The sequence below is a fragment of the Schaalia odontolytica genome (genome assembly GCF_031191545.1).
Taxonomy (GTDB): Bacteria; Actinomycetota; Actinomycetes; order Actinomycetales; family Actinomycetaceae; genus Pauljensenia; species Pauljensenia odontolytica.
Genome location: NZ_CP133472.1, coordinates 622215 through 635359, shown reverse-complemented (window position 1 = coordinate 635359; position 13145 = coordinate 622215). Strand labels below are relative to the sequence as shown.

The window sequence follows — 13145 nt, the reverse complement described above, 5'->3', positions numbered from 1 at the left end:
ATGGACGTGCACAAGGGCTTCCTACTCGATCGCTGTGATGGCCAAGGTTGTAGGGGTCACGCCCGCAGGCTATGACGCGTGGAAAAACCGAGCGTCCCACAGGGGTGAGCCCGCGCTGGTGCGCAGGCGTTTGGATGAGGCGGCGGCCTGGGAACACGAGGTGTCCAGTGGCACCTATGGGGCTCCTCGCATCCGCCATGCTCTGACGCGCGCGGGCCTGGATGTGGGTATACTACATGCGGTCGCCGCGTCGATGCGCCACCAAGGCCTCACAGGCCTGAACACGCACCCGCGCCCAGCTAGGCGCGGCGGACGGGGACCTGTGGCCCATGAAGACCACTACGCCCACCAGAGGGACCAAGGCGCCCTGGACCGGGTGTGAATCACGGACTTCTTGCCTACCTGCGCTGCGCCCAAGGCTGGGTCTACCTGGCGGACGGGGACCTGCGGCCCATGAGGATCGCTGTGCCCGCCAGTGAGATCAAGGGGCCCTGGACCGGGTGTGAGTCACGGACTTCTTGCCTACCTGCGGTGCGCGCAAGGCTGGGTCTACCTGTGCGCCGTACGCGATGCGCACTCACGCCCAGTCCTGGGATACGCCACGGGCGAGCAGCAAAGCGCCGACCTGGTCATCACCGCACTCGACATGGCCGCCACCACCCCTGGCACCTTCCCCGCAGGGGTCGCGTTGCATGCTGATCGAGGAACACAGTTCACCTCCCAGAAACTGGCCGCCTACATGCGCGCCGTCCAAGGAACCATGTCGATGGGCCAGGCCGAAGTGTGCTGGGATAACACCATGACCGAATCCTTGTGAGCCACCCTGAAAACCGAGTACTACTACCGGCGTACCTTCACCACCCGCGACCACGTCTACACCGGGTCACCACCTGGATCGAAGACTTCTACAACCGCCGCCGCAACCACACCAGCCTCGGCGGCAAATCCCCATCGAATACGAACGACACCAAGCGGCCTGGACAACAGCCGCATAAACAAACCGTCAACAACTTGCGCACAGACCCAGCCTGTAGCCCGCTAGATAAGCAAGACCGCCGACCCAGCACCGAGCACTCATGCAACCACCGGCACCACTGTCGGGCCGGCACTGAGCATTCATGCAACCGCTGGCACCACTGTCGGTCCACAACACCGCATTTCAGCCATTTTTCACTCAACAGAGGTGTCACCGGTTTCAAAGACGGCACACAACCAACCAACAGAGGTGTCATTGGTTGCAGATCCCGCCTGCAGACTGCCAGATAGGCAAGACTGTCGGCCTGTCACCGAGCACTCATGCAACCGCCGGCACCACTGTCGGGCCGGCACTGAGCATTCATGCAACCACCGGCACCACTGTCGGTCCACAACACCGCATGTCAGCCATTTTTCACTCAACAGAGGTGTCACCGGTTTCAAAGACCGCACACAACCAACCAACAGAGGTGTCATTGGTTGCAGATCCCGCCTGCAGACCGCCAAAATGGCAAGATATCCGCATCCACACGAGCCTCGGCGGCAAATCCCCATCGAATACGAACTACACCAAGTGCCCTGGACAACAGCCGCATAAACAAACCGTCAACAACTTGCGCACAGGCCCACGATAATTCCCCGTGCGTAGGCTAGAGGAGCGCAGACAAGGTCCGTACCGGCTCGACGCCTCTAGCGTTAAGCTCATCGAGAGGAAGGCGGTAGACACCGTCGGCGATCACGAGCGCTAAGGACCTGTGTCTTAAACGATACGATTACGTGGTTGTGTTCTGCATGCTCCCGGACTATTATAGTTGATGTTTCAATAAGCCTCTGAAAGGACACATCATGTCTTCCATTGCAATCGTTCTTGGTTCCGTTCGCCCCGGCCGCGCCGGTGAGCAGGTTGTTCGCTGGATCGAGGAGCAGGCGCGTCAGCTTGAGAACGTCAAGACCATCTTCGTCGATCTGTGCGACTACGATCTTCCCCCGTTCGCCGAGGAAATGCCCCCGTCGATGAAGGCTCCCGAGCTGGCTGAGGCCGTTCGTCTGCGCGCCAACCTCGAGGCCAACGATGCTGTCGTGTTCGTGACCCCCGAGTACAACAACTCGATTCCTGGCGTCTTGAAGAACGCGATCGACTACGTTCCCCCGGCCTCCCTGAAGGACAAGGCCGTCGGCCTCGTCGGCTACTCCTGGCACGGCGGGGTTGCTGCTCTCGGCCACCTGCGTGAGATCGTTGCTACCCTTGGTGCGGCGATCCCCGAGCAGCAGGTGAGCATCAACCTCGGCTCGGACTTCCAGGACGGCACCTTCACCCCCTCCGAGGAGCTCAACGGCCAGCTTCGTGAGCTGCTCGCCTCTCTCGCCTGACAGGGGTTTCATCGGCACGTTGGTGCCCGCCCCGTGATGCGTGCCGAAAGGTGGCGTCTCTACATTGCGGTGCGGTACCCATGCCTCGTGCGACCGGTATCCCCGACTGAGCGGATGTCAAGGTTCATGGGTGTGGCCCGGCAGGAAACTGCCGGGCCACACCCATACCGATTAGTTGCGCGTCCCGCTTAGATCCACGAGGGCAGCCACATGTGAGAGCGCCAGAAGCTGTAGTCGACGACGTCCGCGCGCCACAGAGGCATGAAGTATGCGGCGCACGCGAGGATCAGAATCGTCAGGACTGCGGCGAGTGTCCAGCCCATCAGCTCGGTGCGTCGGGGGAGGGGGGCGGCAAGTGGGCACCCGTCGGCGCTTACCCAGCCCGCCACAAGCCCGATCATCCATGCCACGGCAAGCGCGACGAATGGTGCGAAGACGACGGTGTAGAACGTGAAGATCGTCCGATGCGCGTACGCGAGCCACGGTGCATACAGGGCGATGTATCCCAGCGCGATGACACCCGTGCGCCAATTAAAGTAACGAAGCGTTGTCCACAGGACGAGTGCGAGCGCGCCGATTCCGATCCACCATAGGAGTGGGTTGCCGAGGGCGACGATGTCCGTCACGCACTTTTCGGATGCACACCCTGTGATCTCCGCTCCGTTCGCCCAGTGGAAGGAGGTTGCGCGGTACTGTGCTAGCCAGGTGTAGGGGCTGGACTGGTAGGTGTGCGGGGTGCTCAAGTTGTTATGGAATGCCCACATCTCCTTGTGGTACAGCCATAGGTCTGCCAGTGATCCGGCAAAGCCGCGGATTCCGGAGCGGCCATGTCCGTGGGCGCTAGGGTGTGCGAACCATCCGAACCACGAAGCGATGTACGTGAGGATCGCAGTTGGAACCATAAGGGAGAAAGCCCACCAAATGTCCGCAAGAAGTGCTCCGCGGATGGGGGCGGGGTGTCCGGCTTTCCAGCGGCAAGTGACCTCGCGCAGCGCGACAAAGAGACCGAGGAAGGCGAGAGCGTAGATTCCGGACCACTTTACGGAACAGGCGAGGCCGGCGCAGAGGCCAGCGGCGAAAAGCCAGGGGCGATTCCCAGCGTTGGGGCCAATCGCATAGGGGCGGTGCTCACGCCGGGCGAAATACTCGCGGGCGTCGTCCCATCCGCGCCTGGGGGTGCCCAGGCCTTCCCACTCGGACAGCTTGGCCTCGAGCCTCGGCCGGGACACCTGCTGATCCTTCACGACGCACAGGAATGCTGCCAGTGCGAACATGGTGAGGAAGCCGTCCAGGATCGAGGTCCGGCTCATGACGATCGCCATGCCGTCGGTCGCCAGGAATAGGCCTGCGAGGAGCGTGAGCGCCGGTGTGTGGAAGAGGTTTTGGGCCAGGCGGCACAAGAGAATAACCGTGATGATGCCGCAGATAGCCGCAGCGATACGCCACCCCACGGGGTCCGCCTGTCCGAAGAGTTTCATGCCCAGGGCGATGAGCCACTTGCCTGTCGGTGGGTGGACAGGGTATCCGCCTACTGCCGACAGGCCGGATGTGTCGCCGCTGGCGAACGCGGTATCGACGTCCTTTGCCCATGTGCCCTCGTAGCCGAAGGTAAGGAGAGACCAGGCGTCCTTCACGTAGTAGGTCTCGTCGAAGATCAGTGTTCGGACGTTGTCGAGGCCGGGCAGTCGAATGGCTGCCGCGATGATCGTCGCGATCAGGGTCGCCACCCATCCGGCCGCAGGAGTGTTCAGGCGCCGTGTCCATCCGGCGGCGGGCGGGGGAGGCGAGGTCTTGGCACCTTCCTCGGCGGAGGTCACGGTCGCCGTCCCCTGCTCGAGGGTGTCCGTGGCCTCGTTGATCGTGTCGCAGTGTGCAGTCGCTGTATCCATCGCATCCGAGTCTAGCGGCCGTGTCGCACTGAAAGGGATGCGCCGCACGTTTGCTCGCAACCGAAGGGAGAATGTGCAGGGGGGCTCATCTTGAGAATTATTCTCTCCTCCACCTATAATTTTCGCGTACCCGAAAATATATTAGGAGTCATGATGTTTTCTTTGACTAGGCGCGGCTTAGCAGCTGCTTCGGGGCTGACCATGGCGATCGCCTCGCTGGCCGCCTGCTCTCCCTCTTCGTCGTCACACGGCCTCGCGGTCGTCGCCACGACGACTCAGATCTGCGACTACGTCACCCAGATTGCGGCTCGGTCGACCGATATCTCCCTCGACAAGACCGATGCCTCAGGGCAGAGCACACACGTGGGCGCCGCCCCTGAGGGGGCCGCCCTGACCATGAGCCTCACGTGCCTGCTCGCCCCCAACGCCTCCGCGCACGAGCATGAGATGACCCCCGCCCAGACCAAGGCGCTCTCAGAGGCCGACGTCATGGCTGTTTCCGGCGTCGACCTCGAACACTTCCTCGACGATGCTGTCGCCTCCTCGGGTTTCAAGGGGCGCATGGTCGTCACCTCGGGCGTCCTGACCGCCGCCGACATCGACAACCCGGGCACACCCGACCCTGAGGTGGCCTACACGATCGACCGCGGCGGAGAGCGCGTGAACGTCGCCCCGTGGCCCTTCCCGCCGGAAGAAGCGGACGAAGAACCCGAGTTCCGCTTCGATCCGCACGTGTGGACCTCGCCCAAGGGTGCCCACGTCCAGGTTGCCAACCTCGGAGCAGGCCTCGCCGCCGCGGTGCCGGACGCAGCCTCGTCGATCAACGCGGCCACGGCCTCGTACCTGGAGGACATCGACGCTCTCGATCAGTGGACCGCCGAGGCCATCGAGACCGTTCCTGCGGGCCAGCGCGTGCTCTTCACCTCTCACGACGCATTCGGCTATTTCTCTAAGGACTACGGCATTCGCTTCATCGGCGCGGCCCTGTCCGACTTCAATGAGCAGCAGGACGCTACCGCCGACCACATCGCCGAGGCCGTCGCCGCCGTCAAGGAGTCCGGTGCGGTCGCGCTCTTCGCCGAAAACTCCAACAACTCTAAGTCCATCGAGGCGATCGCCCGCGCGGCCGGCGTGACCCCCATCGTGGGTGAGGACGCCATGTACGGTGACTCGCTAGGCCCCGATGGGTCTGAGGGGGCGACTTACGTCGGCTCGATCGTCCACAACGTGCGCGCCGTGACACAGGCGTGGGGCGGCACCGTCCCGGACCTGCCCGAGCGCCTGAAGGATCAGTGATGGCGCGACTCGTCTCCTTCCGGGACGCGGCGTTGGGGTATGCACATACCCCGGCGTTGACCGGCCTGACCCTCGACGTGTTCGGGGGCCAGGCCCTCGCCCTTGTCGGACCCAACGGCGGCGGCAAGACCACCCTCATGCGCGGCATCGCCGGCGGCTGCTCCCTCCTGTCCGGCAGCGTCGAGGTCGAGGCCGAGCGCATCGGCCTCGTGCCCCAGAGCGCAGACCTGGACCTCACCTTCCCCGTCAGCGCCGCCGAGGTCGTCACCATGGGACTGGTCGCCGAGGTCGGCTGGGGTAGGCGCATCACCGCAGAAAAGCGCGCGCGGGTGGGTGCCGCCCTCGAGCGCGTCAACCTGTCAGACCGGGCTTCCCACCGCTTCGGGACGCTCAGCGGCGGACAGCGCCAGCGTGTCCTCGTCGCGCGTGCCCTCGTCGCGCGCCCCGATCTGGTCATGATGGACGAACCCTTTAACGGCCTCGACGCGCCCAGCCGAGACATCATCACGGGCCTCATCGCCGATCTGACGGCCGACGGCATCGGCGTCATCGTATCCACGCACGACCTGTCCCTCGCGCGCGACGTGTGCTCCCAGGCGTGCGTGCTCGCCTCCCGCCTCATCGCCCTGGGGCCCACTGGCGAGGCCCTGGCGCCCGACATCCTGGCGCGTGCCTACGGGGCGAGCGCCGACGAGGCGATTGCGGCCCTGTCATGATCGCCCCCTACCTGCTGCGCCCGATCATCGTCCTGGGCCTGCTGGCGCTCGCGGTGGGACCAGCCTCGACGCTCGTCAACCTGCGCCGCGCCGAGTTTAGCGCCGAAACCATGGTGCACGGCGTCTTCCCCGGCATCGTGGTGGGCATGGCCGTGGGCGGGCGCGACGCCATCATTCCCGGAGGAGCAGTGTGCGCGGCCCTCGTGGCGGCTGCCTTGACCGCAGCCTCTCGTAAGCCCCGCCACTCCGAGGCGACGACCGCCGTCCTGCTGACCGCCTTCTTTTCCCTCGGCATCGTGATCTCCCTGCGCATCGGGGACATGTCCGGTCAGCTCGAATCCCTCATGTTCGGACGGCTCTTGGATATCACCCCGTCGCGCATGGGCACGAGCGCCGTGGTGCTCGTGGTCGCCGCCGCCCTGCTCGCGCTCACCTGGCGCGCGCAGGTCGCCGTGGCCTTCGACCGCGAGGCTTCCCGCGTGAGCGGAATCCCGGTCACCTGGATTGACGTCGTGTTCAATGCGGCGCTCGGCGCGATCGTGGTCGCGGCCTCCACGGCGGTCGGCGTCCTCCTCGTCGTCGGATACCTCATCGTGCCCGGGGCTTTCGGGCGCCTTCTCGCCGCAGGGCCTCGGTCGATGGTGCTCCTTGCTGGCGCCTGCGCGCTTGTCGGTGGATGGGCCGGTTTCGGCGTCTCCCTCCTGCGCGCGCCGCGTCCGCTCTCCCCGCAGGCCTGCGTGGCCATGGGGGTCCTCGTCTGTTTCGCTGGTGCCTGCGTGCTCCGCGAGATCCGCGCCCGCCGCGCGCGTCCGAGGCCGGACGCGTGTGAAACAGCTCGTGAAACGAGCGCCGCTGGAGGAGGGGAGCAGCAGTGATCGCCAACCTCCTCCTGTATCCAGTGCTCCACGTGACGATCATCGGAGCCCTCGGCGGCCTCGTCGGAGCCTTTGCCTACCTGGACCGGCGCATCTTCTTCGCCGAATCAGTCACGCACGGGACCTTCCCGGGCGCGGTCCTCGGCGTCGTCATTGCCGCGGCCTTCGGCCTGGGGCACTCGGGCATGTCGGCCGCTCTGTACGTGGGGGCCTTCCTTGGGACCATCCCCCTCGTCGCCCTCATGCGCTGGCTCGCGAGGATCCCCGGCGTCTCCAGCCAGGGTGCCGCGGGTATCGTGCTGACCGCGGGATTTGCCTCCGGATACTTCTTAGCGACCTGGTTCAAGCCCCTGCCCCTTGCGGTCAATTCCTTCCTCACCGGTTCCGTCATGACGGTCTCTCCGGCGGACGTCGCCTGGGCGGGCGCTGTTCTCTTGGTCGCGCTCGTCGTCGTGGCGCTGGGTGGGCGTCACCTGATCGCCCACTGCTTCGACCCCGCCAACCCGGCGGCAGCCGCTCGGGCCGGGCGACACGAACTCATCATCCTCGGGCTCATCCTCGCGTCGGTGACCGTGGCAATCCCCGCGGTCGGCACGATCCTGTCCATCGCCCTCATCGCAGCTCCAGCGGCTGCCCTCGCGCCCCTCGTGCGCAGCTCGCGCGCCTTCCTCATCGCCTGCCCCCTCCTCGGTGCCCTCGTCGGCCTGGCTGGCTTGGCGATCGCCGTGCCCGCGCGGCTCAGCGCCGGCGGAACCATCGCACTCCTGTGCGCCGCATGCGTCCTGGTTTCGCGCCTTCCCCACTGGCTGGCGTGCTCGGGACGGACGCGCCGTGCGCGCGCAGGCGGCGAATGAGACGATACGGGCATGGAAGCAGCGACCGACACGACCAATGCCCCCGAGCCCGGCTCGACCTCGACGCCTCACGAGGGGTGCGCGACCGAAGACTACCGGCAGGCGGCGGGAACCATCCTGCTGGCAGCCACCCCGATCGGGGATGTGCGTGACGCGTCGCCCCGCGTCGTCGCCGCGCTCGAAGGGGCGGACATCGTCGCCGCCGAAGACACCCGCCGCGCGCTCGCCCTGGCCTCCCGCCTGGGCATCAAGCTGGGGGGTCGCCTCATCGCCCTGCACGACCACAACGAGGCCGAAAAAGCCGCGGGCATCGTCGAGGCCGCCAGGGGAGGGGCGCGCGTCGTCTTCGTCTCCGACGCGGGCATGCCCACGGTCTCCGACCCGGGCTTCCGACTGGCACGCGCCGCCATCGACGCGGGCGTTCCCCTGTCTGTGCTGCCCGGCCCCTCCGCGCCGCTCGTCGCCCTCGCCCTATCCGGCCTGCCCTCCGACCGCTTCGCCTTCGAGGGGTTCCTGCCGCGCAAGGACGGGGAGGCCACGCGCTACCTGCAGGACCTAGCTACCGACCCACACACGCTCATCTTCTTCGAGTCCCCCCGGCGCGCGGCCGCAACGCTGACGCGCATGGCCGAGGTCTTTGGTGCTGACCGGGCCGCCGCGCTGTGTCGCGAACTCACGAAGGACTACGAGGAGGTTCGCCGCGGCACGCTCGGTAAGCTCGCGGCGGGTGCCGACGACGTCCTCGGCGAGGTGACGATCGTTGTCGCCGGATACGCGCGAAGCGGACGCGCCGAAGACCATGTCGGTGCCGTCCTCGCGCTCGCGGCGGAAGGTATGCGCCTCAAGGACGCCGCAGCCGAGGTGGCCGCGGCGACGGGCGCGCGCAAGAACGACCTCTACAAGGCCGCACTCGCCGCGCGCTAAAGACGAGGCCGGGGCGCCTCAGACGATCTCGACGCGCTCCGACGTCATCCACTGACGGGCCGACGCGCCCAACTCAGCGGTTACGGGAGCCGTCAGCTTGCCCAGGACTCGGGTCTTGAAGTCCGCCCGTGCGGCGTCCACCGCGGTGCATGCGACGCAGTGCGACTCGGCGAGGCCCACGACGTCGACGTCCGTGATGCCGGCAGCGCGCAGGGCCTCCAGCAGCGTGGCCCCGTCCTCCGTCGTGCCCTCGAAACCCGAGTAGGCGGCCTCGTACTGGCCCTTCTTAATCGTCACGTCCGCGTTCACGTGGGCGAGCGCCGGGTGCAGCTCGGCCTCGGCCGTCCCCGCGACGCCGTGCGGCGGCCACGTATCCACGAAATCCGGCGTCTCGGAGAAGTGAGCGCCCGGATCGATGTGCCAATCCTGCGTGGTGACGATCAGCTGGTACTCGTCGCGGTGCGCGTCCACGTAGGCGGCCACGGCCTCGGCGATGGCGTTACCGCCCGTCACCGGCAGGGCACCCCCTTCGCAGAACGTGGGCTGAACGTCGACAATAATGAGTGCGCGGGCCATGAAACCTCCCTGATAAATCAGTATTTTCTCAAGCGTATCACCCGTGCCAGCGCCCGTGGTAGAGCTGTCTTGATACATCGGTCTGCGGCCAGTTCCCCGTTTGTGACTACCAGGCAGTATTGTTAGGGGCTATGAGTCGTATTCTGTCCGCCGTCGCATGGCCCTACGCCAACGGCCCCCGTCATATTGGCCACGTTGCGGGATTTGGTGTCCCCTCCGACGTTTTCTCCCGGTACATGCGAATGGCCGGACACGACGTCCTCATGGTGTCCGGCACCGATGAACACGGCACCCCCATCCTGGTGGCCGCCGACGGTGCGGGCGTGAGCGCCCGCGAACTCGCAGACCGCAACAACCGCCTCATCGTCGAGGACCTCGTGGCCTTGGGCCTGTCCTACGACCTCTTCACCCGCACGACCGCCGGCAACCACTACCGCGTCGTCCAGGACATGTTCGCCACCGTGCGCGACAACGGCTACATGATCGAGCAGGTCACGCGGGCCGCTATCTCCCCGTCCACCGGCCGCACCCTGCCCGACCGCTACATCGAGGGCACCTGCCCGATCTGTGGCGCCGAAGGAGCGCGCGGCGACCAGTGCGACAACTGCGGCAACCAGATGGACCCGACCGAGCTCATCAACCCGCACTCGCGCATCAACGGCGAAACCCCCAACTTCGTGGAGTCCACCCACTACTTCCTCGACCTGCCCGCCCTGGCCGAGGCCCTGTCCGCCTGGCTCGATGAGCGCGAGAAGTCCGGCACCTGGCGCCCCAACGTCATCAAGTTCTCCCAGAACTTCCTCGAGGACATCCGTCCCCGTGCGATGACGCGCGACATCGACTGGGGTATCCCGATCCCCGGCTGGGAGGACCAGCCCACCAAGCGCCTGTACGTGTGGTTCGACGCCGTCATCGGCTACCTGAGCGCCTCTATCGAGTGGGCGCGCCGCACCGGCGACCCCGAGGCGTGGCGCAAGTGGTGGAATGACCCGGGCGCCCTGTCCTACTACTTCATGGGCAAGGACAACATCGTTTTCCACTCCCAGATCTGGCCCGCCGAAATGCTCGGCTACAACGGCCAGGGAGCAAAGGGCGGCGCCCCCGGTGACCTGGGCGTCCTCAACCTGCCCACCGAGGTCGTCTCCTCCGAGTTCCTCACCATGGAGGGGAAGAAGTTCTCATCCTCGCACGGCATCGTCATCTACGTGCGCGACTTCCTGTCCCGCTACCAGGCTGACGCCCTGCGCTACTTCATCAGCGCGGCCGGCCCCGAGACCTCGGACTCCGACTTCACGTGGGCCGAGTTCGTGCGCCGCACCAACGGCGAGCTCGTCGCCGGGTGGGGCAACCTGGTCAACCGCACGGCCTCCATGATCGCCAAGAAGTTCGGTGAGATCCCCACCCCCGGTGAACTCGAGGACATCGACCGCGCCCTCCTGGACGCCGTCGAGGCCGGCTTCGCCACCGTCGGTAACCTGATTCGCCACCACCGACAGAAGGCGGCGCTATCCGAGGCCATGCGCCTGGTCGGCGAGGCCAACAAGTACGTGACCGACACCGAGCCCTTCAAGCTCAAGGCCCCCGAGCAGCGCGAGCGCCTCGCGACGGTCCTGTGGACCCTGGCCCAGGCGGTCGCGGACCTAAACCTCATGCTCTCCCCGTTCCTGCCCCACGCCGCCAACGACATCGACCGCGTCATGGGCGGCACCGGCGAGATCGCGCCCATGCCTCGTATCGAGGACGTTGAGGAGCTCGACCCGCAGGTCCTGCCCGCCGACTTCGAGGGCCGCGACGGTTACCCGATCATCACCGGCGACTACACGAAGGTGCCAACCTGGGAGCGCCACGCGATCACCGCGGGCACCCCGATCGCCAAGCCGACCCCGGTGTTCGTCAAGCTGGACGAGTCCATCGTCGAGGAAGAGCTTGCCCGCTACGCGGACGCTCGCCCCGACGACGTGACCGGCGCATGATCCGTGCTTTTCCCTTGATACGTCGGGCTTTGTCACAAATGTGACGAACGTTTGACAGCGCGCGGGTGGGATGAACGTGTCCCGCCCGCGCGCTCCTCTGTCCCGGGGTGTTACCGTGAGGTCATGGCCGAAGATTTTCTCGCGTCAGCCCTCGCCGCCGAGGCCTCGTCGCGCGCCCTGCAAGATCCCGACTATCCCCTCTTTCACGTGGCCCCTCCGGTGGGCCGCCTGAACGATCCCAACGGCCTCATCGAGGTCGGGGGCACCTTTCACGCATTCTTCCAGTACACGCCCGAGCATCCTCGCCGGCTCGTCTACTGGGGCCACGCTTCCTCCGCCGACCTGACACACTGGAACTACCATGCGCCCGCGATCCTGCCCGACACCCACCAGGACGCCAACGGCGCCTACTCGGGCACCGCGATCGAGGTCGGCGAGCGCGTTGAGCTGTGGTACACCGGCAACTACAAGGATGCGGAGACGGGGGAGAGGGAGGCCACCCAGTGCGTCGTCACCACGACAGACATGGAGCACTTTGACAAGCAGGTGCCCCCGGTCATCTCTCGCCAGCCTGAAGGCTACACGGCCCACTTCCGCGACCCGCAGGTCTGGCGCGACATGGACGGCTCCTACCGGATGCTGCTCGGTGTCCAGCGCGAGAACCTCACCGGCGCTGCCCTGCTCTACCGCTCGACCGACCTGCGCGCCTGGGAGTGCGAGGGGGAGATGACCTTCCCGGACGCCGGCGGCACCTTCGACGCCTTCGGCTACATGTGGGAATGCCCCAACCTCGTGCGCCTCGTCGATGAGGCAACGGGGGACGCCCACGACGTGCTCATCTTCTGCCCGCAGGGGGTCTCGCCGCAGCGCGAGGGCTTCGAGAACATCTTCCCGTGCGTGGCCATCGTCGGTCAGCTCGTGGGCACCGAGTTCCGTGGCGCCTCCGGCTCCTTCGAGGAGCTCGACCGAGGCACCGAGTTCTACGCGCCCCAGATCATGGCCCGCTCCGCCTCATCCTCCCCGGATGCTCCCACCATCCTCCTGGGCTGGGCCGGCAATGCCAGCGAGGACGACCAGCCCTCGATCGGCACCGGCGGCTGGGTACACTGCTTCACCGCCCCGCGCGCGCTGAGCCTGCGCAACGGCCGCGTTATCGCCCGCCCGTACCTGCCGGGTCTGGTGCTCGCGCCCGCAACCCTCGATGGCGAGCCCGGGGACGAGGCCGGGGCGAGCGTCGCCGAGCTAGCCGGGTCGCGCTCGTGGCGCCTCGCCTTCGATGCCTCCTACGAGGGAGCTCTGTCCGTGAATATTGGCGAGGAATCGGGCCTGGCGATCACTCTTGAAGAGGGTCGCCTTACCGTCGACCTGACCGGCACGCGCTACCCCCACGGCGGGCACCGCGTCGTTACCCTCGACCCGGGCGAGGCTGGGCGCGTCGAGATCCTCCACGACCGTTCCATCACCGAGATCTACCTGGGCGACGGCTCGCGCGTCTTCACCACGCGCAGCTTCCTGCTCGGCGAGGGGGCCGGAGTCACGCTCACGGGTGGCGCTTCCGTGACGAAGGTGAGCGCCGTGCGCGCCGACTGAGCGACCCGATAGCGAGGCCGTGGCTGCCCAGGCGACCACGGCCTCGTCGCATGTGTGCGGTCTCTCAGTCGCTGACCTGAGATTATGCCTCCCGCGCCTTGCGTCC

General features: G+C 66.5%; 11 protein-coding genes. 9 read left to right on the top strand and 2 right to left on the bottom strand.

The features are described from left to right. Positions 1 to 502: 502 nt before the first annotated feature. Together RDV55_RS02770 and RDV55_RS02765 are read left to right on the top strand one after the other, a co-directional pair. Positions 503 to 817: a DDE-type integrase/transposase/recombinase gene (locus tag RDV55_RS02770; RefSeq protein WP_165835816.1), complete on the top strand. Its 315-nt coding sequence runs from the start codon at positions 503 to 505 to the stop codon at positions 815 to 817. 1004 nt (positions 818 to 1821) lie between these two features. Further along, positions 1822 to 2346: an NADPH-dependent FMN reductase gene (locus tag RDV55_RS02765; protein ID WP_111822639.1), complete on the top strand. Its 525-nt coding sequence runs from the start codon at positions 1822 to 1824 to the stop codon at positions 2344 to 2346. A 188-nt stretch (positions 2347 to 2534) separates the two neighbouring features. Here the strand turns inward: RDV55_RS02765 and RDV55_RS02760 are convergent, their stop codons facing one another. Next, entirely contained in the window at positions 2535 to 4235 is a 1701-nt protein-coding gene (locus RDV55_RS02760; RefSeq protein WP_309187985.1) for a dolichyl-phosphate-mannose--protein mannosyltransferase, read from the bottom strand. 150 nt (positions 4236 to 4385) lie between these two features. On the opposite strand from RDV55_RS02760, the gene RDV55_RS02755 reads away from it, so the two are divergent. The 5 genes from RDV55_RS02755 to rsmI are packed head-to-tail and all read left to right on the top strand — an operon-like array spanning position 4386 to position 8900. Next, positions 4386 to 5531 carry a metal ABC transporter substrate-binding protein gene (locus RDV55_RS02755; protein ID WP_111822640.1) on the top strand — a complete coding sequence of 382 codons (1146 nt, stop codon included), beginning with the start codon at positions 4386 to 4388 and terminating at the stop codon, positions 5529 to 5531. Continuing rightward, positions 5531 to 6247, top strand: a complete 717-nt coding sequence (locus tag RDV55_RS02750) for a metal ABC transporter ATP-binding protein (protein WP_111822641.1) — start codon at positions 5531 to 5533, stop codon at positions 6245 to 6247. The genes RDV55_RS02755 and RDV55_RS02750 overlap by 1 nt, the downstream gene beginning before the upstream one ends. After that, positions 6244 to 7122, top strand: a complete 879-nt coding sequence (locus RDV55_RS02745) for a metal ABC transporter permease (RefSeq protein WP_111822642.1) — start codon at positions 6244 to 6246, stop codon at positions 7120 to 7122. Before RDV55_RS02750 ends, RDV55_RS02745 begins: the two co-directional genes overlap by 4 nt. Continuing rightward, on the top strand, positions 7119 to 7976 hold the full coding sequence (locus tag RDV55_RS02740) for a metal ABC transporter permease (RefSeq protein WP_111822643.1): 858 nt from the start codon (positions 7119 to 7121) through the stop codon (positions 7974 to 7976). The genes RDV55_RS02745 and RDV55_RS02740 overlap by 4 nt, the downstream gene beginning before the upstream one ends. A gap of 12 nt (positions 7977 to 7988) precedes the next feature. Next, a complete protein-coding gene (gene rsmI / locus RDV55_RS02735; RefSeq protein ID WP_111822644.1) occupies positions 7989 to 8900 on the top strand; it encodes a 16S rRNA (cytidine(1402)-2'-O)-methyltransferase in 912 nt (303 codons plus the stop codon). 18 nt (positions 8901 to 8918) lie between these two features. Here the strand turns inward: rsmI and RDV55_RS02730 are convergent, their stop codons facing one another. Next, positions 8919 to 9476 carry an isochorismatase family protein gene (locus RDV55_RS02730; protein WP_111822645.1) on the bottom strand — a complete coding sequence of 186 codons (558 nt, stop codon included), beginning with the start codon at positions 9474 to 9476 and terminating at the stop codon, positions 8919 to 8921. A gap of 131 nt (positions 9477 to 9607) precedes the next feature. On the opposite strand from RDV55_RS02730, the gene metG reads away from it, so the two are divergent. Both metG and RDV55_RS02720 read left to right on the top strand, forming a co-directional pair. Next, a complete protein-coding gene (metG, locus tag RDV55_RS02725) occupies positions 9608 to 11449 on the top strand; it encodes a methionine--tRNA ligase (protein ID WP_111822646.1) in 1842 nt (613 codons plus the stop codon). 123 nt (positions 11450 to 11572) lie between these two features. After that, positions 11573 to 13039: a glycoside hydrolase family 32 protein gene (locus RDV55_RS02720; RefSeq protein WP_111822647.1), complete on the top strand. Its 1467-nt coding sequence runs from the start codon at positions 11573 to 11575 to the stop codon at positions 13037 to 13039. Positions 13040 to 13145 lie beyond the last annotated feature (106 nt).